This is a genomic window from Streptomyces sp. NPDC088387 (assembly GCF_044753385.1).
In the GTDB taxonomy this organism is placed as follows: domain Bacteria; phylum Actinomycetota; class Actinomycetes; order Streptomycetales; family Streptomycetaceae; genus Streptomyces.
The window spans coordinates 120,965-142,289 of the sequence record NZ_JBIVNC010000003.1 but is presented as its reverse complement, the minus strand read 5'-3'; the positions used below and the strand labels follow the sequence as shown (position 1 = coordinate 142,289).

Below are 21,325 nucleotides of genomic sequence, written 5' to 3'. Positions count from 1 at the left end.
CAGGAAGTATCGATAATCGTCAATGCAAGCAGATGGGAGACGTGTTATGTCCCGCGCCCAGCTCGCCCTGCGCGTCAGCGACCTCGAAGCGTCGATCACCTTCTACTCGAAGCTGTTCGGCACCGAACCGGCCAAGCGGCGTGACGGCTACGCCAACTTTGCCATCACCGAGCCCCCGCTCAAGCTCGTCCTGATCGAGGGCGCACCCGGCGAGGACACCCGCCTCGACCACCTCGGCGTCGAGGTCGAGTCCACCGACCAGGTCGACGCCGCCACCACCCGGCTGAAGGACGCCGGCCTGGCCACCTTCGCCGAGAACGACACCTCCTGCTGCTACGCCCTCCAGGACAAGGTCTGGGTGCACGGCCCCGGCCGGGAACCCTGGGAGGTGTACGTGGTCAAGGCCGACGCCGACACCCTCGGCAAGAGCACCGACGTCGCCGAGGTCGCCGAGGTCGTCGACGTCACCGACGTCGCCGCGGACGCCTGCTGTGCCGGCGCCTCCCCCGCGTAACCACCCTCCCCGCGGCCACCCGGGATTCCGTAGGGCGTTCACATCGAACGAACGGCACAGGCGTCACTCACCGGAACGGGTCCTGCCGGCGGCCTAGCCCACGCGGGCCGCGAAGCACTCCCGTTCACCGTCGGCCGACGCAGGCCGGAAGCAGGCCCGGACAGTGCTGCCGGGGCCGACCGTGGCCATCGCCGTGTAGACGTACGTCTCCATGTCGTTCTTGTCCGAGACACGCACGTCATGGGTCGGGCCGCCGGCGGTGATCTCCACCCGGTCACCGATCCGGGTTCCCCAGGTCCGGGCCCAGCTCGCGCCGCACTTCTCGCTGTAACGCAGCTCCACTCGGGCGCCGGTGGCGGTCCGGTACGTGGTGAGGGTGTCAGGGTCGATGCCGCATATCAGGCGTAGCGGGTCCCGGCCCTCGCAGTCCGCTCCCTGGCATTGAGGGGCGAGGGAGTATGGGAGGGAAGCCGACAGAGGTTCGTCCTCCGCCGTGTCCGGGCCCGGCAGCAGGAGGACGACCAGTGCCAGACCACCGACGAGCAGGGCGCACACCGCCACCAGTGACACCAGTGACACCAGTGACGCCAGTGACACCTGCGAGACCGTGATCCGGGTCCGGAGGTTGCTGCGGATGCTGAGGCCGTACGGCCGTCCGGCCTCAGCAGGCCGTGGCGGTACCCGCGGCTCCGGCCGTGGGAGTTCCCGCGGCTCCGGCCGTGGCTCCCCGGTGGGAGAGGCGAGGACCGCCGCGCGTCCGCTCGCCTCCGACTCGGCGATCTCCCACAGGGCCAACAGCCGCCCGTCCGGTTCGTTCGCGACACGGCACAGGTCCTGTACGGCCTGACGAGGCGGCAGGCTCTTGCCGTTGAGATAGCGCTCCCACGACGACTTGCTGTACGCCGTCCGCTCCGACAGCGCGGCCAGGCTCAGCCCCGTACGGGCCCTCAACTCCCGCAACATCCCGACCAGCCGGGTGGGTTCCGTGCTCACCCGGGTGCCTCTCCCCGCAGGGCCTTCCAGGTGTGCGGTCCGATGACACCGTCGACGACCAGTCCGTCCCGTTCCTGGATGCGCTGGACCGCGCGTTGCGTCTTCGGGCCGAACACACCGTCGATATCGCCCGGCGGGATGCCCGCCCGGCGCAGTAGACACTGCGCCTCGGCCACCTCCGGGCCCACGTAGGTGTACGCCAGGATGGCGTCCGTGGTGCTGCTCAGGCCGGCGTACCAGCGGCCGTCACGCTGCTCCAGCCGGCAGGTGTAGATGACCGGCACCATCGTCTCCGACACGATGGCCGGGGCCGCCGCGAGCGCGGCGCGTTTGTCCGCGAGTTCGGCACGGGTGTCGGCGAGCTGCACGGCCAGCACGAGCGAGACGGAAATGGACAGCACCAGGGCCCCCGCCCCCGCCGTGACCAGGGCGCGCGGGTAACGGGCGGACGGCTGACGGCTTGTGGGCGTGTGTGCCGGCGTCGCCCGGGTGCTCTCCGGGGCATCGGTGTTGACCACTTGTCCCTGCGCCCAGTGTTCGGCGGCCATCTCGTGCAGTGCCAGTAGCCGGGCCGGATCGTCACCGCCGACGCGGGCCAGCGCTTCGACGGCATCCGGGGGCGGCAGGGACCGGCCGTTCAGATACCGGTGCCACGACCTCGTGCTGTACCCCGTTTTCACGGCCAGTTGCCGCGTGCCCAGCTCACTGCGGTCCTTGAGTCTGCGCAGACGCACGATCAACTGGATTACGTGTGGGTGCAGTTCGGCGGGCAGCTCTTTCCAACGCGACATGTCCCCCCCCTCGTTCGCGTTCGGGTCCGTCGGCCCGGCTCCCGTGTCCCGGGCTCATTCTGCATCAGCCGCCAAAGCGTCCACCGGTCCGGATTCGTTCCGCCCTCCTCCGGAACCGGCCGTCACCCGCGCACGGGCGTCCCGCCGAGTGGCCTGGGCGGGCCAGGTTCCCGCAGGTCAGCGCGGCGGACGTCCCGGGACAGTGCCACTTCCGGGGCAACTGTGGCCGAACGGCGCACCGAGCCCGCAGTCTCGTTGCGGAGTCGGCCGGCGCGGTCGTCTCCATGCATCCGCGTCGCACACGTCATCCGCGACGCTCAAGCCATCCGAGTCATCCGAGTCGCTCAAGTCATCCGCGTCGCTCACCCAAGTCATCCGCGTCGCTCAAGTCATCCGCGCATCAGCTGTCATCGCACATCATCAAGAGGGGAACGGCATGCGAGCTCTCACGAAGGCACTCGTCGGTGTCACCACCGCGGTGGGGATCGCCACCGGTGGTCTGGCGACCGCGAGCACGGCCGCGGCGGCTCCCGCGGCCGGCCGGCAGCCAGTGGCGCGTGCCGAGGCCGTCGCACCGCTCGCGGTGGTCAACCTGGGGCTGAGCAAAGCCCGCGCGGAGCACTGGCAGTGCTTCCTGCGGGAGGTCGACTACTACACCGGCACGATCGACGGGGCGCTGGGCGCCAAGAGCTGGGAGGCGGCGCAGGCGATGTTCAACGACCTGGGCCTCGACGCCGGCAAAGAGGACGGAGTCGTCGGACCCGGCACGGTCAGCGCGTTGCAGCGGTACCTGAACCGGTTCGCCGATGCCGGTCTCGCGGTCGACGGGATCGCCGGAGCCAAGACCCAGAGTGCGTTCTCGGAGTTCAACAGTGTCGACTTCTGCGGCTGAGTGAGCGCCGCGCACTGACGCGACATTCCTGTTTCACACACACGGAAAGTGAGGGGGAGCTGTGCGCTCTCGCCCGACCGGGATCCGTCCCACCGCCATCGCTGCCGCCACCGCCGCACTCGCCGCCGCCGTCCTGACGGGCACGGCCCTGGCGCCCTCGGCCGCCGCGGCCGGTGGCTATCCGACCTGCAACACGTTCAAGAACGTCGGCGGGCACAAGGTTCCCGCCTATGGGCAGCCGACTCCCAGCCTGACCTGCAACCTCGTCCTCAACGACACCCATTCCAACGTGGCCGTGGAAGTCCTCCAGCAGAGCCTGAACGCCTGCTACCCCTTCGACCTGGACGACGACGGCTACTACGGTCCCAAGACCTTCCTCGCCGTCAAATCCGTCCAGGACGGCGCCGGCATCTCCGACGACGGCTTGTACGGTCCCGACACCCGAGACGCCATGAAGCACTGGGGCCTCAGCGGCTGCGGGAAGATCTGACACAGTCGGACGGGGTCGCCACGGGGTCCGGGAACGCTCTGGTTCTCGCCGGGGTGACCCCGGCACGGCTGCCGACGGCCGTGCCGGTGCCCCTTGGACAGCGCCTGATCTACGGTCCCCACGACCGCAGATGGTCCCTCAGCCTCCTCGCCACCTGGCCCATCACCGCGTCCGCGCCCGGCTGGCTGCCCGCGGCCACCCGGGACTCCGTGAGGGCCGCGACCGCGTAACGGTGGCCGTCGGTGTGTTCGACCACGCCCGCCTCGTGGCGGAGGTTGAGGAGGGTGCCGGTCTTGGAGGACCAGGTCGCCGCGTCCGACGCGAAGTCGGGGGACAGCCGGTGGCGCAGGACGTTCGCGGCGAGCAGGGAGCGCAGGGCGGTGGCCACCTCGGGTGGGATCGTCGGGCGCCAGATCGACTGGAGCAGCTCCACGAAGGCCCGCGCCGAGCCGGTGTTGGCGTGGGAGACGTCGAGTTGGGGGACCCGGTGGCCGCGGCCGGGCGTACCGGCGTCGATGGCCAGCGCGTGGGCCAGATGGATGTCGGACGCGTCGAAGCGTTCCGCCGGGGTGTCCGTCAGCTCGTCCACGGTGTGCCGTACGGCGATGCCCCGCACCCCGAACTCCGCCAGGATCGACGCCACTTGGTGCGGCGGCGTCAGCTCGAACAGCGCGTCCGCCGCCACCCCGTCGCTGATGCACGTACTGAGGTAGAGAAGGTCCTCCACCGCGATACGCGCCGGGTGGCGGAAGCGGGACATGCCCGTCGGGCCCGGGGTCGTGACCCGGCCCGGCTGCACCTCGACCGGCATCGCGCCGTCCAACTCGCCCCGCCTGACGCGTTCCAGGGTCGCCAGCGCCAGCGGGATCTTCACCAGTGACGCCACCGCGAACTCGATGTCCGGGTCGATGCCCACCTCCTCCCCCGTGTCCAGGTCCCGCACCAGGAACGAGCCGTGCAGGCCGCTGTCCCGCAGGGTCCGGCGGAGGTCCGTGATCAGGGCCGTCGTTGTGGTGGGTCGAGTCGTCATCCGGTCGTCTTCCCCGTCCCCAGACACATGGCCATCGCCTCCGCGCACGCCGCGTGGATACGGCTCCTTGTCTCGGACCCCGTCCCCGCCCCCGTCTCGGACCCCGTCCCCGCCCCCGTCTCGGACCCCGTCCCCGCCCCCACAGACGGCATCGTCCCTACGGCCGCCCCCGTCCCGAACTCCGGTCCCGCCACGTCCATCTCCGTGTCCTCCGCCGCCACCAGCGCGTATCCGCGGGCCAGGGCCGGGTTCAGCTCGCCGATCGGGCGCCAGTGCAGGGCCAGGGACGCCGCCTGTACGGGGGAACAGAGCAGCGCGTCCCCGTGGCCGGCCAGCACCTCCGCCGCCGCCCTCGCCAACGCGCCTCCCGCGTCAGAGGCAGAGCCCGGGCCGGAGCCCGAACCGCCTGAGCTCGAAACCGAGGCCGCGCTCACATCCGTAAGCGCCCCCGCCACCACCAACTGCGCCGGCCGCAACCCCACCGAGTCCCGCAGCCGTGCCATCCGGTCCCGGATGTGCGGTACGTCGTCCTCCGGCTGGAGCCAGATGCGCCGGGCCCGGCGGTCGCCGTCCGCGCGGCCGGGGCGCAGGGTGTCGACGTAGATCGGCCCCCCGCCCGGCACGTCCGCGACCGCGAGGCCGAGGGGAACCGTCCAGGTCGCCGCGTCCGGCGGCACCGCGAGCAGGGCGGCGCGTACCTCCCGGGACCGCAGCAGTTCGGCCCGTTCGGCGGGCGGGGCGGGGTGTGGGTCCAGGGGGACGCCGTGGCGCTGGGCGTCCGCGATCAGCCGGGCCAGCGCGCCGGGCGGGCAGTCGTGGGGGACGGCCAGCCGCAGCGGGCGGTGGCGGGCGGCCTCCGCCTCGTGCTCCAACCGGTCGCCGAGCTGGACGAGTTGGCGCGCCAACGGCAGTACGTCCCGGCCGAACGGCGTCAGCGTGACCGTACGCGACGATCTCGACAGCAGTCGTTCGCCGAAGTGCTGTTCCAGCGCGGCGACCCGGCGGCTCGCCACGGACTGCGCCATCCGGGCCGCCGCCGCGCCCACCGTGAAACTCCCGTGCTCGCTCACATGGACGAACGCACGGCATGCCCCCAGAAGATCCACAGCCTCCACTATGCCAAAACGGCATCGATGCGCACGTCGGTGTCTTGGACGGCAGGGGCGGGTGGGACGGAGGGTGGTGCGGACGGAGGGCCGCCTGGCCAGGGCGTGCTGTGACGCACGCTGCCCGAAGGGCCCTCCACCGGCTCGGGGTTCCTCATCTCTGGAGGTCATGCCATGTCGTCCTACGTGCTGTCGTCATACGTGCTTCGAATGCGCCGGGGTGCCGTCGCCGCGGCCGGTGTGCTCGCGCTCGCCGCGCTGCCCGCCTGCGGTCAGAGCGGGGAGGACCAACCGCAGCCCACGGCATCCGAAGGCAAGGGCGGCAACGCAGGCAAGGGCGGCAACGAAGGCACAGGCGCCGACGCCGGCCGGAAACCGGATACCAAGGCCGCCGAGCGGCGATTCAAGGAACTGGAGCGGGAGTTCGACGCACGGCTCGGCGTCTACGCCCTCGACACCGGCACGGGCCGTTCCGTCGGCTACCGCGCGGACGACCGTTTCGCGTACGCCTCCACTTTCAAGGCCCTCGCCGTGGGTGCCGTACTGCGGCGGTACGGCGTGGACGGCATGGGCAAGGTGATCCACTACTCGCGCGAGGACCTGGTCGACAACTCGCCGGTGACCGAGAACTTCACCGAGACCGGCATGAGCCTGCGCGAACTGTCCGCCGCCACCCTCTGGTACAGCGACAACACGGCCGTCAACCTGCTCCTGGAGGACCTCGGCGGACCCGACGCCCTGGAGTCCGTCCTGGAGGAACTCGGCGACGACGTCACCGAGATGGACCGCTACGAGCCCGACCTCAGCGAGGGCAGGCCCGGCGACGTCCGGGACACCAGCACCCCGCGCGCGATGACCGGCAGCCTGCGCGCACTGCTCCTCGGCGACGCCCTCAAGCGCGACGAACGTGCCCTGCTCAGGACGTGGATGGAGACCAACACCACCGGCGAGACCCTTATCGGCGCCGGGGTGCCGAAGGGCTGGAAGGTCGCCGACAAGAGCGGCACGGCGGGGTACGGCGGCCGCAACGACATCGCCGTGCTGTGGCCCGAGGACGGCGGCAACCCGGTCGTCCTGAGCGTGCTGTCCAGCCGGGACGAGGACGGAGCCGAGCGCGATGACGCGCTCATCGCCGGGGCGGCGAAGGCGGCGGTGACGGGCCTGGGCCGCTAGGGCGTGTTTCGCCCTAGCCCTCACTCCCGCGAGTCTCAAGCGCCGAGTTCCCCCCGTGCTCCCGCCCCAGGTTCTCCAGATAGTCGTGCGCCAGCGCCGTCGCCCGCGTGAACCAGTCCCTGATCACGCCGATCTCCTCGCCGCTGTACTCGCCGAACAGGGCGTGCAGCCGCACGTAGTAGTCCCCGTAGATCACCATGACCCGCTCCACGGCGGCCGGTACGACGGCCACCCGGACCCGGCGGCGGTCGGTGGGGTCGGGGCGGCGGGTGACGTACTCGGCACGTTCGAGGCGGTTCAGGATGCCGGTCACCGCGCCGGTGGTGACATGCGCGCGTACGGCGAGTTCGCCCGCGGTGAGCAGGTCGTCGCCGGCCTCGATGACGTACCCGAAGCAGGTGAGGTCGGTGACGCTCATGCCGAGTTCCTGGGCGATCTGGTGCTGGCCGAAGAGATGTGCCGAGATCAGCCGGTCCATGGCGTGGACCGCCTCGGCGGGCGTGGCGGGAGGACGGGACGGCTCGGCCGGCATGGATCTCTTTCCCGAGTCCTCTTACTTCGTAAGAGGTTTCTGTAGTAAATTTCTTACGTCGTGAGGGATCGCGCTCGATCTGTCGATTCTATGAGGGTGGCAGGAGGCAGGCACATGAGCATTCATGACGAGGGGCACACGGTCGCGGGGTGGACCGGCACCGGGATCGCCACGGTCGGCGGGTCCGTCGCCGGGGTGGGGGTCTGTGTGACGTCCCCCGTCCTCATCGCCGCGGGGGTGGCGGTGATGGCCGTGAGTGTGCTGGTCACCTGGGCGCTGCATCTCACCGGGTGGGGGAAGCCGCCGGGGCTGCGGCCCCGGGCCGAGTGGGACTGGCGGCTGCGGGACGCGGGGGCGCGGGCCGGGCACCCGGACTGCTGGGGGTGCCGGCTGGCGGGGCGCGGGCGGCGGGGGACGGTGGTGGAAGTGGCGGGGGCCGCGGCGCCGGGGGCGGCGGGAGTTGCTCGGCAGCAGGCGGTCGCCGAGTCGCCGTCTCGCTAGGACCCGGCGTTGTCAGTGGTCGCGTCTACGCTTTTGGCAATGGCTCAGGAATGGCGTTGCTCGGGGCTGCGATGGTCGGCGCGGGGGCCCGAGCTGGAGTGGGACGGGGGTCGGCGCAGCGCGCTGACCTGGGGAAAGCGGGTGGCCTTTGGGGTCGGGGCGGGGGGTGTGCGGACGTGTGTGGGGGCGCGCGGGCACGCCTGCGCGCTGCGGGCGGAGGTGCCGGGGCGGAGTACGGGGGCGCGGTGCGAGGAGTGTGCGCGGCTGGACCGGGCGCACTCCGTCGCGGCCGACACGATCGCGGACGATCCGCGGCCGTACCACGTGTATCTGGCGTGGTTCGGGCCCGGCATGACCAAGGTCGGGATCACCGCGGTCGAGCGGGGGCCGGCGCGGCTGCTGGAGCAGGGGGCGGTCTGTTTCAGCTGGCTGGGCGCGGGTCCGCTGATGGCGGCGCGGCGGACGGAGGAGCTGCTGCGGGCGGCGCTCGGGGTGCCGGACCGGATCCCGTACAGCGAGAAGCGGGCGGTGCGGGCGGCGCTTCCCGTGAGCGCGGCCGAGCGGGCGGCGGAGATCGGGGAGCTGCACGCGCGGGCGGTGGCGCTGGGCGGGTGGCCGGAGTCGCTGGTGCGCAAGCCCTTCCGGGCCGTGGATCACGTGGGGGTGTTCGGGCTCGCGGGGGTCCCGGAGGCGTTCGGCGAGGTGCGGGCGCTGGTGGCGGGCGGGGTGGTGAGCGGTGAGCTGGTCGCGGCCGCCGGGCCGGATCTGCATCTGGCGACGGGGGACGGGGTGCTGGTGCTCGACACCCGGCTGATGCGGGGATGGGAGCTGGAACCGGCCACGGGGGCGGCCGTAGCGGCGGGGGCGGGGGAAGTGCCCGTACCCGTGAGGGAGTTCGTGCGGGAGACCCACCGGCAGGACGGGCTCTTCTGACAGGCCCTCCCCAGGTCACCCCCGGCCACGTCCCTGAGAGTCCCTGAGAGTCCCTCGGACTGCCTGAGACTCCCCTGTGTACTTCTCAGGGAAATCACAGGTTGTGGAAAGGGCCTTCTCAGAGCCGAGCGCGAGTGTGTCGGCCATGACCACGACCTCGCCCCAGGGGCGCACCGAACTGCTGAGGCCGGACGGGAGCCCCGTCCGGGTGCTGGTGGTGGACGACGAGCAGTCGATCACCGAGCTGCTTTCCATGGCCCTGCGCTATGAGGGATGGCAGATCCGGAGTTCCGGCGACGGACAGGGGGCCGTGCAGACGGCCCGCGAGTTCCGGCCCGACGCCGTTGTCCTCGACATGATGCTGCCCGACATGGACGGGCTCACCGTGCTGGGGCGGCTCCGCCGTGAGCTGCCCGACGTGCCCGTGCTCTTCCTCACGGCGAAGGACGCGGTCGAGGACCGGATCGCCGGGCTGACCGCCGGCGGCGACGACTACGTCACCAAGCCGTTCAGCCTGGAGGAGGTCGTCGCGCGGCTGCGTGGGCTGATCCGGCGTTCCGGGGCCGCCGACCGCCGCTCCGACTCCGTACTCGTCGTCGGTGATCTCACCCTCGACGAGGACAGCCACGAGGTGACGCGGGCCGGGCAGGGCATCCATCTGACCGCGACCGAGTTCGAGCTGCTGCGGTTCCTGATGCGCAACCCGCGCCGGGTGCTCAGCAAGGCGCAGATACTGGACCGCGTGTGGTCGTACGACTTCGGCGGCCAGGCCAACGTCGTCGAGCTGTACATCTCCTATCTGCGGCGGAAGATCGACGCCGGGCGCGAGCCGATGATCCACACCCGGCGCGGCGCCGGCTATCTGATCAAGCCAGCCACGTCATGACCCGGCGGCGACGCCCGCGTACGCGACGGCGGCGGTTCACCGGACAGCCGCGCACGTTGCGGACCCGGCTCGTCGTCGCGTCCGTGGTGCTGATCGCCGTGGTGTGCGCGGTCATCGGCACCGTCACGACTCTCGCGCTGCGGTCACACCTGTACGAACAGCTCGACCAGCAGCTCACCGAGTCGACGATCCGGGCGGTCGGCCCGCCGTTCGCCGACGGCTCGGGCGACAAACCCATCAGGTACAACACCCTGGACCTCGACGAGTTCGTCTCCCGGGGCCCGCAGCCCAAGGGCACCATCGGGGCCGAGGTCCGAGGCGGCACCGTCGTCGCGGCCAAGGTGGGTGTGCAGTCCTCCGCCGACAACGTGACCTTGGTGCCCGGCAACCTCACCCAGGCCCAGGCCGCCGCGCTCGCCGCGGTGCCCCGGGACGGCCACAAGCACACGGCGGACATCCCCGGCCTCGGCGAGTACCGGGTCCAGTACGCGAGCACCGCCGACCAGACCGATCACTACTACGTCGCCATCCCGACCGACGAGGTCGACAGCACCCTCAACACACTGATCCTCATCGAGGTCTGTGTCACCGCGGCGGGTCTGATCGCCGCCTCCCTCGCCGGCATCGTGATCGTCGGCGTCGCCACCCGCCCCCTGCGCAGGGTCGCCGCCACCGCCACCCGGGTCTCCGAACTCCCCCTGCACAGCGGCGAGGTGAACCTCGACGAGCGGGTGCCCGAGTCCGAGACCGACCCGCGCACCGAGGTCGGCCAGGTCGGACTCGCGCTCAACCGGATGCTCGACCACGTGCACGGCGCCCTGCACGCCAGACAGCGCAACGAGACACGGGTACGGCAGTTCGTCGCCGACGCCAGCCATGAGCTGCGCACACCGCTCGCCTCCATCCGCGGCTACGCCGAACTCACCCGCCGCGGCGGGGAACAGGTCGGCCCCGACACCCGGCACGCCCTCGGGCGGATCGAGTCCGAGGCCGGCCGGATGACCCTGCTCGTCGAGGATCTGCTGCTGCTGGCCCGCCTCGACGCCGGACGCCCGTTGCAGTTCGAGCAGACCGACCTCGTACCGCTGGTGGTGGACACCGTCAGCGACGCGCGCGCGGCCGGCCGGGACCACAACTGGCGGCTCGAACTGCCCGAGGAGCCCGCGCTGGTGTCGGCCGACGCCGCCCGGCTCCAGCAGGTGCTGGTCAACCTGCTCGGCAACGCCCGTGCCCACACCCCGCCGGGGACCACGGTCACCGCGCGCGTGGAGCGGCGTGGGGAGTGGCTGTGCGTGGACGTGCGGGACGACGGTGAGGGCATCCCGCCCGATTTGCTTCCGCATGTTTTCGAACGGTTCGCGCGAGGCGCCACGGGACGTTCCCGATCCACCGGTTCGACCGGTTTGGGGCTCGCCATCGTGGAGGCCGTCGCGGCCGCGCACGGCGGCACCGTGACCGTCGACAGTGTGCCCGGACGCACGGTGTTCACGCTCCGGCTGCCCGCGCTGGGCCCGCCGCCGGCCGCCGACACAAACCGGCAACAGCATCCACAGCCCCAGCACAGGGCCACCACATGGGTGCGACAGGGCGCCTGACGAGAGTTTTTCGCATGCGAACCGACTCTTCTCCCGGCACCCTGCCGGCGCGGGAGCACCTCCCGGCCGGAGCCGCCGGTACGCCTGTCCTGGACGTGGTGATCCCCGTCTACAACGAGGAGAAGGACCTACAGCCGTGTGTGCTGAGGCTGCACGAACACCTCACGCGCACCTTTCCGTACCCGTTCCGCATCACCATCGCGGACAACGCCTCCACGGACACCACCCCCCAGGTGTCCGCGGCGCTGGCGGCACGGATCCCGGAGGTACGGGCCTTCCGTCTGGAGCAGAAAGGCCGCGGCCGTGCGCTGCGGACCGTGTGGTCCAGCTCCGACGCCCCGGTCCTGGCCTACATGGACGTCGACCTGTCCACCGACCTCAACGCCCTGCTGCCGCTGGTGGCGCCGCTGATCTCGGGCCACTCGGACCTGGCGATCGGCTCGCGGCTGGCCCGTAGCTCACGGGTGGTGCGCGGCGCCAAGCGGGAGTTCATCTCCCGCTCCTACAACCTCATCCTGCGCGGCTCGCTCCAGGCCCGCTTCTCCGACGCCCAGTGCGGCTTCAAGGCGATCCGCCGCGAGGTCGCCCAGGCGCTGCTGCCGCTGGTGGAGGACACCGGCTGGTTCTTCGACACCGAGATGCTGGTGCTCGCCGAGCGGGCCGGGCTGCGGATCCACGAGGTGCCGGTCGACTGGGTCGACGACCCGGACTCCACCGTGCACATCATCCGGACCGCCACCGAGGACCTCAAGGGTGTGTGGCGGGTCGGCAAGGCGCTGACCAGCGGTTCGCTGCCGCTGGACCGGCTCGCCCGGCCGTTCGGCGACGATCCGCGCGACCGCGAGCTGACGAACGTACCGACGGGACTGGCCCGCCAGCTCGTCGGGTTCTGTGTCGTCGGCGGGCTGTCCACGCTGTTCTACCTGGTGCTCTACACCGCGTTCCGCGGCTTCACCGGTTCGCAGATCGCCAACGCGCTCGCCCTGCTCGTCTCCGCCGTCGCCAACACCGCCGCCAACCGCCGGCTCACCTTCGGGGTGCGCGGCCGGTCGGGCGCGGTGCGCCACCAGGCGCAGGGCCTGGTCGTGTTCGGTATCGGACTGGCCCTGACCAGCGGTTCGCTCGCCGCCCTGAACGCGGCGAGCGGCGACCCGGCCCACTCCACCGAGCTGGCCGTGCTGATCGCCGCCAACCTCGCCGCGACCGTGCTGCGCTTCCTGCTCTTCCGCGCCTGGGTCTTCCCGGACCGCGCCGAGCAGCCCGCGTACAACACGGAACCCGCGTACGAGGCCGGACCCGCGTACGAGGCCGGACCCGCGTACGAGGCCGGACCCGCGTACGAGGCCGGACCCGCCCACGGCGCAGGACCCGCGTACAAGGCCGGACCCCCGTTCGACACCGGACCCGCCTACGACACCGAACCCGCCTACGACGCCCAGCGCTCCTACACCGATCCGAGGGACGCCCGATGACCACAACAACCCCCCACGGACAGGCGGTCGGACCGGCCGCGGCGCCCGCCCCGCACCGGCTGAAGACGGCGTTCCGGCAGCGTGTGTGGCGCGGCCGGACCGAGGACGCGGCCTGGGTCCGCCCGGCCTTCCTCGCCGCCCTCGTGCTCGTCGGCGCGTTCTACACCTGGAACCTCACGGCGTCCGGGTACGCCAACTCCTTCTACTCGGCGGCCGTCCAGGCGGGCAGCCAGTCGTGGAAGGCCATGTTCTTCGGCTCGCTCGACGCGAGCAACGCCATCACCGTCGACAAGCCCCCGGCCTCCCTGTGGCCGATGGCCCTGTCGGTCCGGCTGCTCGGCCTGAACTCCTTCGCGATCCTCTTCCCGCAGGTCCTGATGGGGGTCGGTACCGCCGCCGTGCTGTACGGGGCCGTCCGCCGCCGGTTCTCGCCGGTGGCCGGGCTCGTCACCGTCGCGGTGCTCGCGCTGACCCCGGTCGCCGCGCTGATGTTCCGGTTCAACAACCCGGACGCGTCCCTCGCGCTGCTGATGGCCGCCGCGGTCTACTGCACGATCCGCGCGCTGGAGAAGGCGCAGACCAAGTGGCTGGTGTGGGCGGGCGTGGCGATCGGCCTGGCCTTCCTGGTGAAGACCCTCCAGGCGTTCCTGATCCTGCCGGTGCTCGCTCCGGTGTATATGGTCTTTGCACCCACGACGCTGAAGAAGCGGGTGACCCAGGTGCTGCTCGCCGGACTCGCGATGGTCGCCGCGGGCGGCTGGTGGGTCGCGATCGTCGAACTGTGGCCGGCGTCCTCCCGCCCGTACATCGGCGGCTCGCAGAACAACTCCTTCCTGGAGCTGACCTTCGGCTACAACGGTCTCGGCCGGATCAACGGCGAGGAGACCGGCAGCGTCGGAGGCGGAGGCGGAGGCGGCGGTGGAGGCGGCCGTGGCTGGGGCGAGACCGGCTGGGACCGGATGTTCTCCGACTCTTTCGGCGGCCAGATCTCCTGGCTGATCCCCGCCGCGCTGATCCTGCTGGTCGCGGCGGTCTGGCTGCTGCGCAGGGCCCCGCGTACGGACACCGCCCGCTCGGCCTTTGTGTTGTGGGGCGGCGCGTTGCTGATCACCATGGTGGTGTTCAGCTTTATGCAGGGCATCATCCACGAGTACTACAGCGTTGCCCTCGCCCCCTACATCGCCCCGCTCGTCGGTATGGGCGCGGCCGTGCTCTGGGAGGAACGGGGCAAGGCCTGGGCGTCGTTGACGCTCGCGGGCGCCATGACGGCGACGGCCGCCTGGGGTTACGTCCTGCTCAACCGCTCCACGGACTATCTGCCCTGGTTGAAGTGGACGGTGCTGATCGGCGGACTCGCGGCCTCGCTCGGCCTGGTCTTCGTGAGCCGGCTCGGGCGTCGACTGGCGGTAGTGGTGGTCGGCGTAAGCATTGCGGCGGCGCTCGCCGGCCCGACGGCGTACAGCCTGACCACGCTGAACGAGGGCCACACCGGTTCGATCGTGACGGCGGGGCCGGCGGTCGCGGGTGGCCGGGGAGGCTTCGGCGGCGGCGGTGGCGGTGGCCTCCCGGGTGGGGGTCAGCAGGGCCAGGGCGGTCAGACCGGTCAGCCCCCCACGGGCGGCTTCACCGGCGGGGCGCCGGGCCAGAACGGCCAGGGTGGCAACACGACCCGGCCCGGCGGCGGTTCCCCCGGCGGCACGGCCGAGCGAGGAGGCGGTGGCGGTGGCGGCGGCGGCTTCGGCGGTCTGCTCGACGGTGCCGCCGTCAGCGACGAGGCCAAGGAACTGCTGGAGTCCGGCGCCGGTGACTACACCTGGCCCGCCGCGGCCATCGGCTCGCAGAATGCGGCGAGTTACCAGCTGGCCACCGGTGAGCCGGTGATGGCGATCGGCGGCTTCAACGGAACCGACCCCTCCCCGACGCTCGCCGAGTTCCAGAAGTACGTGGAGGACGGAAAGGTCCACTACTTCATCTCCGGCAGCACGGGCGCCGGCGCCCTGGGCGGTTCCGAGGACGGCACGTCGGTCCAGATCACCTCCTGGATCGAGGAGAACTTCAAGGCGGTCACGGTCGGTTCGGCCAGCTTCTACGACCTGACCCAGCCGGTGAGTTCCAGCACCGGCTGACCGGACCGGCGGGGACCACTGACGAGTGGTCCCCGCCCATGGTGTGCCCCGGGGTGAGCGGCCCCGGGGCACACCCCTTTCCCGGGGCGCCGGGCCTTTCCCAAGATGCCGAGGTCATCGCCCGGGCGTGTAATGAAGACGTGTCCAGCGCACCGGGCAGTGAACGCGGAGGCCGCCTGCAACGGCTCGGCGAGTGGTGCGCCCGGCACTTCGTGATCGTCATCGTGGCCTGGCTGGTCGCGATGGGCGCCCTCCAGGCCGTGGACCGGTCCGTCGGCGGCGAGTACGAGGACAACTTCTCCCTGCCCGGCGTCCAGTCCGAGCAGGGCCTCGACGTGCTCAAGGCCCACGACCCGGCGGCCGGCGGCTACGGCGCCCAGATCGTCCTGCACGACCCGGACCAGTCGCTCACCGCACTCGGCTCCCAGATGTCCGGGGCGGTGACCGACCTTCAGAAACTCCCGCACGTCCTGTCGGCGCAGAACCCCCTGAGCGCCCCGAGCGGCAGCAGCCAGTCCGCACAGCAGAACACCCCGAACGTCGGCCCCCTCTCCTCCGACGGCAAGACCGGCTACATCACGGTCCGCTTCGACGTCCAGCCCTCCACCCTCGGCGACGACTACCTCCACGGTGTCGACGACGCCGTACAGCCGCTGCGGGCGGCCGGGGCCGACGTCGAGTACGGCGGACCCCTGGGCGAGTTGGCGCGTCCGGCCGCTGACGACCGGATCAGCGAGCTGATCGGCTTCGCGGTGGCGATCGTGGTGCTCCTCGTCGGCTTCGGCAGTGTGCTGGCCGCCGGCATCCCGCTGATCACCGCGCTGATCAGCGTGATCGGCGGGCTGGCCTGTCTGGGCCTGCTGGCCGCCGCCTTCACCTTCGCCACGGTCTCCCCGACCCTGGCCACGATGATCGGCCTCGGGGTCGGTATCGACTACGCCCTGTTCCTGATCACCCGGCACCGCCAGCACCTCATCGACGGCGACGACCCGGTCCGCTCGGCGGGGCGGGCCACCGCCACCAGCGGCCGGGCCGTGCTGGTCTCGGGCTGCACGGTGATCGTGGCCCTGGCCGGCCTGTCCGCGTCCGGCGTCTCCTTCATCGGCAAACTCGGGCTGGCCGCCGCGGTGACCGTCGTCTCGGCGGTACTCGGCGCCCTCACCCTCGTCCCGGCCCTGCTCGGGCTGATCGGCAGCCGCCTCGACCGCTGGCACGTCCGCAAGCCGGTCGCCGAGACCGACGCCGCGCCCGGCGAGACCCCGCACGGCATGTGGCATCGCTACGCCCTGCGCGTCGAACGCCACCCGCTCAGATATCTGGCCGCCGGTGTGACGGCCGTGGTGGTCCTCGCCATCCCGGTCTTCTCGATCCAGCTGGGCCACATCGGCGACGGCGCCGACCCCACGTCGTTCACCGACAGACGGGCGTACGACCTGATGACGGACGCCTTCGGACCCGGCTCCAACGGCCCGCTCACCATCGTCGTCGACCAGTCGAAGGTGCCCTCCGACCAGCGCTCCGACCTCGCCTCGCAGGCGCAGAAGACCCTGGACTCCGTGTCGGGCGCGGCGGCCGTCACCCCGCTGACGGCGACCCAGGACGGGGACGTGCTGATCGGCACGGTCTACTCGAAGGAGTCCCCGCAGGACGCCGGCACCACCGCCCTGACGAACCGGCTCGTCGACGACACCCTGCCCGCCGCGGTCTCCGGCGCCGACGCGAAGGGCTATGTCACCGGTACGACGGCCGCGCAGGTCGACTTCCGGGACATCGTCGCGAGCCGGCTCCCGCTGATCATCGGTGTGGTCGTGGCGCTCGCCTTCCTGATCATCCTGGCGGTCTTCCGCGGCCTGCTGGTCGCCCTGAAGGCCGCCGTCCTCAACGTCCTGTCCATCGCGGCCTCCTACGGCGTGGTCGTCGCCGTCTTCCAGTGGGGCTGGGGCGGCCCCGCGCTGGGCGTCTCGGGCACGGTGCCGATCGAGAGCTATGTCCCGATGATGATGTTCGCGATCATCTTCGGCCTGAGCATGGACTACGAGATCTTCCTGCTCTCCCGTGTGCACGAGGGCTGGGTGCGCACCGGCGACGCCAAGGCCTCCGTCGCGCACGCCCTGGAGATCACCGCCCGGGTCATCACCTGTGCCGCCCTGATCATGGTGAGCGTCTTCGCCGCGTTCATCGTCAGCGACAACATCGTGGTCAAGATGCTCGGCCTGGGTCTCGCCGTCAGTGTGCTCATCGACGCGACCGTCGTCCGTCTGCTGCTGGTCCCGGCCGTGATGACACTGCTCGGCAGACACGCCTGGTGGACACCGCGTTGGCTCGACCGGATGCTGCCCCACATCGACGCGGAGGGCGAGGGAGTGACCCGGCACAAGGCCCCGGTGCCCGGCCCCTAGAAACGCTCTTGTACGCCGTATAGGAACTGTTCTACGGTGTACAGCATGCCCACGACCTCCCAGGCGCAGAGTGCGTCCCTCACCGGGGGCGGCCATCCACAGCGCTGGCTGATCCTCGGCGTCATCTGTCTCGCCCAGCTCACCGTGCTGCTCGACAACACCGTGCTGAACGTGGCGATCCCCTCCCTCACCGAGGAACTGGACGCCGCCACCTCCGACATCCAGTGGATGATCAACGCGTACTCGCTGGTGCAGTCGGGGCTGCTGCTCACCGCGGGCAGCGCGGCCGACCGCTACGGCCGCAAGAAGATGCTGATCGCCGGTCTCGCCCTGTTCGGCATCGGCTCGCTCGCCGCCGGACTGGCCGGATCCACCGGGCAGTTGATCGCCGCGCGGGCCGGTATGGGCATCGGCGGCGCGCTGCTGCTGACCACCACCCTCGCCGTCGCGATGCAGATCTTCGCGCCCGAGGAGCACGCCAAGGCGATCGGCGTCTGGAGCGCGGTCAACGCCCTCGGCTTCGCCACCGGACCCCTCGTCGGCGGTTTTGTGCTGGACCACTTCTGGTGGGGCGCGATCTTCCTGATCAACCTGCCGGTCGTGGCCCTCGGCCTGTTCGCCGTCGTCGCCCTCGTCCCCGAGTCCAAGAACCCGCAGGGCGACCGCCCCGACCTGCTCGGCGCGCTGCTCTCCACGATCGGCATGGCGTCCCTGGTCTTCGCGATCATCTCGGGCCCCGAACACGGCTGGGCCTCCGGCCGCGTCCTGGTCGGCGGCACCCTCGCCGTCCTCGTCCTCACCCTGTTCGCGTGGTGGGAGAGCCGGATCCCGTTCCCGATGCTCGACCTGCACTTCTTCCGGGACCGCCGCTTCACCGGCGCGGTGGCGGGGGCCGTGCTCATCACCTTCGGCATGGGCGGCGCGCTCTTCCTGCTCACCCAGCACCTCCAGTTCGTCCTCGGCTACGGCCCCCTGGAGGCCGGCCTGCGCACGGCACCGCTCGCGCTGGTCGTCGTCGCGCTCAACTTCTCCGGCCTCTCCGCGAAGTGGACGACCGTGCTGGGCACACCGGTGTCCATCACGCTCGGCATGGTCCTGATGTCGGCGGGTCTGGTCTCCATCGCCACGATGGCCTCCGGCGGTTACGGGGGGACACTGCTCGGCCTGGTGCTCATCGGGGCGGGATGCGCGATCGCCAACCCGGCGATGGCCCACGCCATCATGAGCGCGATTCCGCCCGCGAAGGCGGGGGTCGGGGCGGGGATCAACGGCACGTTGGCGGAGTTCGGGAACGGGCTGGGGGTGGCGGTGCTCGGGGCGGTGCTCAACGCGCGGTTCGCGGCGGTGTCGTTGCCGGTGGCGCTGGCGGCGGCGGGGTCCGCGGTGGAGCGGGACCGGGTGATCGACTCGTACTCCGCCGGGCTTGAGGTCAGTTTGTCGGTGGGGGCGGGGGCTGTGCTGGCCGGGGGGCTGGTGGCGGGGGCGTTGCTGCGGCGGGCGGAGAAGGGGGGCGCCTGAAGGGGCGGGTGGTGACAGGTCCGTCGTGCGGGTGCGGGCGCGCTGTGGTTTCTCGCGCAGTTCCCCGCGCCCCTGGGCCCGGGGTTGCGCCTAGCCTTGTGTTGAGCGGGCGTTGGGTGGGTTGAGGAGAGGTCGGGCCATGGTTGAGGCTGCTGCCGAGCGAGCCAGTGTGTGGCTGGGGGACCGGGCGCGCCGGGGTGGTCGGAGCGGGGGGCAGCCGTCGGGGCTCGACCGGGAGCGGATCACCGAGGTGACCGTACGGCTGCTGGACTCCGAGGGCCTCGCCAAGTTCTCGATGCGCCGCCTCGCCACCGAGCTCAACGTCACCGCCATGTCCGTCTACTGGTACGTCGACACCAAGGACGACCTCCTCGAACTCGCCCTGGACGCGGCCTTCGGCGAACTCGAACTGCCCGACCCGGACGCCGGGGACCAGGACTGGCGCGCACAGCTGCGGATGCTCGCGACGGAGTACCGCTCCCTGCTGGTGCGCCACCCCTGGCTGTCCCCGCTCGCCGGCCGCTACCTCAACATCGGCCCGAACTCACTCGCGTTCTCCCGCCAGGTCCAGCGCGTCATCCGCGGCGCGGGCCTGCCCGCACACGGTGTGACCGGCGCGATCTCGGCCGTCTTCCAGTTCGTGTACGGCTACGGCACGATCGAGGGCCACTTCTTCTCCCGCGTGACGGACGCGGGCCTGACGCCGGACGAGTACTACCGCCGTTCCATGGCATCGGTCGGCGAGGACCCCGGCACGGCCGACGTCATCACCAACAGCCAGGACATCATGGCGGCCCGCGGCGGCGACACGGTCACCGAGATGCTCGACAGGGACTTCACCTTCGCCCTGGACCTCCTGGTGGCGGGAATCGAGGCGATGGCGGAACGCGCCTAGGCGCGTTCCGCCATACGCCCCGGCCCTCAGCCGCCCTCGACCAACCGGGCCGGAAACCCCCCGGTGGCAACCGGCCCCCACCGCTCGGGAGTAACCCGAACAATCGACTTCCCCTGCTTCACCATCGCGGCCCGATACTCGTCCCAGTCAGGATGCTCCCCGGCGATATTCCGGTAGTACTCCACAAGCGGCTCGACGGAATCGGGCGAATCCAGCACCTCCGCCACCCCGTCGACCTGCACCCACGCCCCGTCCCACTCATCACTCAGCACCAGCACACTCACCCGCGCGTCCCGCTTCGCGTTACGCGTCTTCGCCCGCTCGGGATACGTGGACATCACGATCCGTCCCGAGTCGTCGACGCCACAGGTCAGCGGCGAGGCCTGCGGACTCCCGTCGGCCCGACGGGTCAGCAGGATCGCCCGGTGCCGCGGCCGTACGAAGTCCAGCAGCTCTTCCAGGGAGACGGACGTGTTCGTCGCGATGTTCGGTGCCATGAAAAGCAGCGTAGGCCCTGGACCGCCCACCGAGGGTGACCCTGGTGGTCCTACGCCTGCGGCAGCGTCTCGCCCTGCACGGCCTGGACGTCCAGCTCCACCCTGAGGGTCGTACCGATGGCCGCGACACCCGCCTGGACGACCTGGTTGTAGTTCATGGCGAAGTCCTCGCGCCGCAGTTCGGCCGTCGCGCGGAACGCGGCCCGGGTGCCGCCCCACGGGTCGGCGCCGGTGCCGAGATAGGCGAGGTCGAGGTCCACGGGCCGTACGACGCCGTGCATCCCCAGTTCACCGTGGACCGTCCAGCGGTCCGTGCCGGCGAGCGTGACACCGGTCGAGCGGTACGTGATCTCCGGGAAGCGCTCGACGTCCAGGAAGTCCGCCGACTTCAGATGCCCGTCCCGCATGCCGTTGCCGGTGTCGATCGACGCGGCCCGGATCACGGCCGCGACCCGGGACTTGGTGACGTCGTCGGGGGCGATCTCGATCGTGCCGGCGAAGTCGGTGAAGCGGCCGTGCACGCTGGAGATGCCCAGATGCTGGGCGACGGCCCCGACGTTGGAGTGCGCCGGGTCGATGGTCCAGGGCCCCGGCGGGGGCAGTTCGGTGCCGCCCTGCCGGGCCAGCGTCAGCGCGCCCAGCTCGGCCCGGCCGCTCGCGGTGACGAGCGCGCTGCGCGCGGTGGGCGCGTACCCGACGGCCGTGACGATCACGGTGTACGCGCCGGGCGCCAGCGGCGCCGCATCCCGTACCGCACCCTCGCCGTCCGCCTCGGCCCGCAGCACCTGCGCGCCCGCCATGTCGGTCACCGTGACGACCGCGTGCGACACGGCCCAGCCGTCCCGCGTACGGATCCGCGCGCTCAGTCCCATCCCGTTTTCTCCCTCGGGGGCAGTGGTCCAGTGGTCGTGAAGAGAGACCGGCCCGTGCCGGGGGGCGCCTCCGCTCAGAGCGCGCCCCTGACACGGGCCGGGGTTCTGTG

20 protein-coding genes are annotated in these 21,325 nt (G+C 71.4%); 13 read left to right on the top strand and 7 right to left on the bottom strand.

The window, feature by feature from the left end:
- The first annotated feature begins 46 nt into the window (after window positions 1-46).
- Window positions 47-514, top strand: a complete 468-nt coding sequence (locus ACIQAC_RS08820; protein WP_402188417.1) for an ArsI/CadI family heavy metal resistance metalloenzyme — start codon at window positions 47-49, stop codon at window positions 512-514.
- A gap of 93 nt (window positions 515-607) precedes the next feature.
- Here the strand turns inward: ACIQAC_RS08820 and ACIQAC_RS08815 are convergent, their stop codons facing one another.
- Window positions 608-1,507 carry a DUF2690 domain-containing protein gene (locus ACIQAC_RS08815; protein ID WP_402188415.1) on the bottom strand — a complete coding sequence of 300 codons (900 nt, stop codon included), beginning with the start codon at window positions 1,505-1,507 and terminating at the stop codon, window positions 608-610.
- Window positions 1,504-2,298 carry a peptidoglycan-binding protein gene (locus tag ACIQAC_RS08810; protein WP_402188413.1) on the bottom strand — a complete coding sequence of 265 codons (795 nt, stop codon included), beginning with the start codon at window positions 2,296-2,298 and terminating at the stop codon, window positions 1,504-1,506. The genes ACIQAC_RS08815 and ACIQAC_RS08810 overlap by 4 nt, the downstream gene beginning before the upstream one ends.
- Window positions 2,299-2,734: 436 nt before the next feature.
- Between ACIQAC_RS08810 and ACIQAC_RS08805 the strand changes: the two genes are divergently transcribed.
- Window positions 2,735-3,190 (top strand): peptidoglycan-binding protein, encoded by a 456-nt coding sequence (locus tag ACIQAC_RS08805; protein WP_402188412.1) that lies wholly within the window; start codon window positions 2,735-2,737, stop codon window positions 3,188-3,190.
- 61 nt (window positions 3,191-3,251) lie between these two features.
- A complete protein-coding gene (locus ACIQAC_RS08800; protein WP_402188410.1) occupies window positions 3,252-3,680 on the top strand; it encodes a peptidoglycan-binding protein in 429 nt (142 codons plus the stop codon).
- Window positions 3,681-3,789: 109 nt separating this feature from the next.
- Here the strand turns inward: ACIQAC_RS08800 and ACIQAC_RS08795 are convergent, their stop codons facing one another.
- Both ACIQAC_RS08795 and ACIQAC_RS08790 read right to left on the bottom strand, forming a co-directional pair.
- Window positions 3,790-4,710, bottom strand: a complete 921-nt coding sequence (locus ACIQAC_RS08795; RefSeq protein WP_402188408.1) for a serine hydrolase — start codon at window positions 4,708-4,710, stop codon at window positions 3,790-3,792.
- Window positions 4,707-5,816, bottom strand: coding sequence for a LysR family transcriptional regulator (locus ACIQAC_RS08790; RefSeq protein ID WP_402188407.1), 1,110 nt, complete (start codon window positions 5,814-5,816; stop codon window positions 4,707-4,709). The genes ACIQAC_RS08795 and ACIQAC_RS08790 overlap by 4 nt, the downstream gene beginning before the upstream one ends.
- Window positions 5,817-6,026: 210 nt before the next feature.
- Here ACIQAC_RS08790 and bla point away from each other — a divergent pair, with 210 nt between their 5' ends.
- Complete coding sequence (gene bla / locus ACIQAC_RS08785) at window positions 6,027-6,989, top strand: class A beta-lactamase (protein ID WP_402189265.1); 963 nt, start codon at window positions 6,027-6,029, stop codon at window positions 6,987-6,989.
- 13 nt (window positions 6,990-7,002) lie between these two features.
- Here the strand turns inward: bla and ACIQAC_RS08780 are convergent, their stop codons facing one another.
- The gene (locus ACIQAC_RS08780) at window positions 7,003-7,521 is read right to left on the bottom strand and encodes a MarR family transcriptional regulator (RefSeq protein WP_402188405.1); all 519 of its coding nucleotides are present in this window, start codon (window positions 7,519-7,521) and stop codon (window positions 7,003-7,005) included.
- A 114-nt stretch (window positions 7,522-7,635) separates the two neighbouring features.
- Between ACIQAC_RS08780 and ACIQAC_RS08775 the strand changes: the two genes are divergently transcribed.
- The 9 genes from ACIQAC_RS08775 to ACIQAC_RS08735 all read left to right on the top strand — a co-directional run bounded on the left by ACIQAC_RS08775 (window position 7,636) and on the right by ACIQAC_RS08735 (window position 19,846).
- A complete protein-coding gene (locus ACIQAC_RS08775; protein ID WP_402188403.1) occupies window positions 7,636-8,022 on the top strand; it encodes an HGxxPAAW family protein in 387 nt (128 codons plus the stop codon).
- 39 nt (window positions 8,023-8,061) lie between these two features.
- On the top strand, window positions 8,062-8,955 hold the full coding sequence (locus ACIQAC_RS08770) for a DUF2797 domain-containing protein (RefSeq protein WP_402188401.1): 894 nt from the start codon (window positions 8,062-8,064) through the stop codon (window positions 8,953-8,955).
- Between the two features lie 145 nt (window positions 8,956-9,100).
- On the top strand, window positions 9,101-9,841 hold the full coding sequence (locus ACIQAC_RS08765) for a response regulator transcription factor (RefSeq protein WP_384590611.1): 741 nt from the start codon (window positions 9,101-9,103) through the stop codon (window positions 9,839-9,841).
- Window positions 9,838-11,436, top strand: a complete 1,599-nt coding sequence (locus tag ACIQAC_RS08760; protein WP_402188399.1) for an ATP-binding protein — start codon at window positions 9,838-9,840, stop codon at window positions 11,434-11,436. The genes ACIQAC_RS08765 and ACIQAC_RS08760 overlap by 4 nt, the downstream gene beginning before the upstream one ends.
- A gap of 14 nt (window positions 11,437-11,450) precedes the next feature.
- Window positions 11,451-12,908, top strand: a complete 1,458-nt coding sequence (locus ACIQAC_RS08755; protein ID WP_402188397.1) for a glycosyltransferase — start codon at window positions 11,451-11,453, stop codon at window positions 12,906-12,908.
- On the top strand, window positions 12,905-15,034 hold the full coding sequence (locus ACIQAC_RS08750) for a glycosyltransferase family 39 protein (RefSeq protein ID WP_402188395.1): 2,130 nt from the start codon (window positions 12,905-12,907) through the stop codon (window positions 15,032-15,034). Before ACIQAC_RS08755 ends, ACIQAC_RS08750 begins: the two co-directional genes overlap by 4 nt.
- Window positions 15,035-15,174: 140 nt before the next feature.
- The gene (locus tag ACIQAC_RS08745; RefSeq protein ID WP_402188394.1) at window positions 15,175-17,433 is read left to right on the top strand and encodes an MMPL family transporter; all 2,259 of its coding nucleotides are present in this window, start codon (window positions 15,175-15,177) and stop codon (window positions 17,431-17,433) included.
- Window positions 17,434-17,478: 45 nt separating this feature from the next.
- On the top strand, window positions 17,479-18,951 hold the full coding sequence (locus tag ACIQAC_RS08740) for an MFS transporter (protein WP_402188392.1): 1,473 nt from the start codon (window positions 17,479-17,481) through the stop codon (window positions 18,949-18,951).
- Between the two features lie 139 nt (window positions 18,952-19,090).
- Complete coding sequence (locus ACIQAC_RS08735) at window positions 19,091-19,846, top strand: TetR/AcrR family transcriptional regulator (RefSeq protein WP_402188390.1); 756 nt, start codon at window positions 19,091-19,093, stop codon at window positions 19,844-19,846.
- A 26-nt stretch (window positions 19,847-19,872) separates the two neighbouring features.
- Here ACIQAC_RS08735 and ACIQAC_RS08730 read toward each other — a convergent pair whose 3' ends face one another.
- On the bottom strand, window positions 19,873-20,343 hold the full coding sequence (locus tag ACIQAC_RS08730; RefSeq protein WP_402188388.1) for a PPOX class F420-dependent oxidoreductase: 471 nt from the start codon (window positions 20,341-20,343) through the stop codon (window positions 19,873-19,875).
- 50 nt (window positions 20,344-20,393) lie between these two features.
- A complete protein-coding gene (locus ACIQAC_RS08725) occupies window positions 20,394-21,215 on the bottom strand; it encodes a YceI family protein (protein ID WP_402188386.1) in 822 nt (273 codons plus the stop codon).
- Between the last annotated feature and the right edge of the window lie 110 nt (window positions 21,216-21,325).

What these genes read in the sequence shown, in the direction of transcription:
- ACIQAC_RS08805 (WP_402188412.1), top strand. Translation starts at nt 2,735, where the DNA reads ATGCGAGCTCTCACGAAGGCACTCGTCGGTGTCACCACCGCGGTGGGG.
- ACIQAC_RS08810 (WP_402188413.1), bottom strand. Translation starts at nt 2,298, where the DNA reads ATGTCGCGTTGGAAAGAGCTGCCCGCCGAACTGCACCCACACGTAATC.
- ACIQAC_RS08740 (WP_402188392.1), top strand. Translation starts at nt 17,479, where the DNA reads ATGCCCACGACCTCCCAGGCGCAGAGTGCGTCCCTCACCGGGGGCGGC.
- ACIQAC_RS08730 (WP_402188388.1), bottom strand. Translation starts at nt 20,343, where the DNA reads ATGGCACCGAACATCGCGACGAACACGTCCGTCTCCCTGGAAGAGCTG.
- ACIQAC_RS08735 (WP_402188390.1), top strand. Translation starts at nt 19,091, where the DNA reads ATGGTTGAGGCTGCTGCCGAGCGAGCCAGTGTGTGGCTGGGGGACCGG.
- ACIQAC_RS08725 (WP_402188386.1), bottom strand. Translation starts at nt 21,215, where the DNA reads ATGGGACTGAGCGCGCGGATCCGTACGCGGGACGGCTGGGCCGTGTCG.
- bla (WP_402189265.1), top strand. Translation starts at nt 6,027, where the DNA reads ATGCGCCGGGGTGCCGTCGCCGCGGCCGGTGTGCTCGCGCTCGCCGCG.
- ACIQAC_RS08770 (WP_402188401.1), top strand. Translation starts at nt 8,062, where the DNA reads ATGGCTCAGGAATGGCGTTGCTCGGGGCTGCGATGGTCGGCGCGGGGG.
- ACIQAC_RS08795 (WP_402188408.1), bottom strand. Translation starts at nt 4,710, where the DNA reads ATGACGACTCGACCCACCACAACGACGGCCCTGATCACGGACCTCCGC.
- ACIQAC_RS08775 (WP_402188403.1), top strand. Translation starts at nt 7,636, where the DNA reads ATGAGCATTCATGACGAGGGGCACACGGTCGCGGGGTGGACCGGCACC.
- ACIQAC_RS08750 (WP_402188395.1), top strand. Translation starts at nt 12,905, where the DNA reads ATGACCACAACAACCCCCCACGGACAGGCGGTCGGACCGGCCGCGGCG.
- ACIQAC_RS08765 (WP_384590611.1), top strand. Translation starts at nt 9,101, where the DNA reads ATGACCACGACCTCGCCCCAGGGGCGCACCGAACTGCTGAGGCCGGAC.
- ACIQAC_RS08755 (WP_402188397.1), top strand. Translation starts at nt 11,451, where the DNA reads ATGCGAACCGACTCTTCTCCCGGCACCCTGCCGGCGCGGGAGCACCTC.
- ACIQAC_RS08780 (WP_402188405.1), bottom strand. Translation starts at nt 7,521, where the DNA reads ATGCCGGCCGAGCCGTCCCGTCCTCCCGCCACGCCCGCCGAGGCGGTC.
- ACIQAC_RS08820 (WP_402188417.1), top strand. Translation starts at nt 47, where the DNA reads ATGTCCCGCGCCCAGCTCGCCCTGCGCGTCAGCGACCTCGAAGCGTCG.
- ACIQAC_RS08760 (WP_402188399.1), top strand. Translation starts at nt 9,838, where the DNA reads ATGACCCGGCGGCGACGCCCGCGTACGCGACGGCGGCGGTTCACCGGA.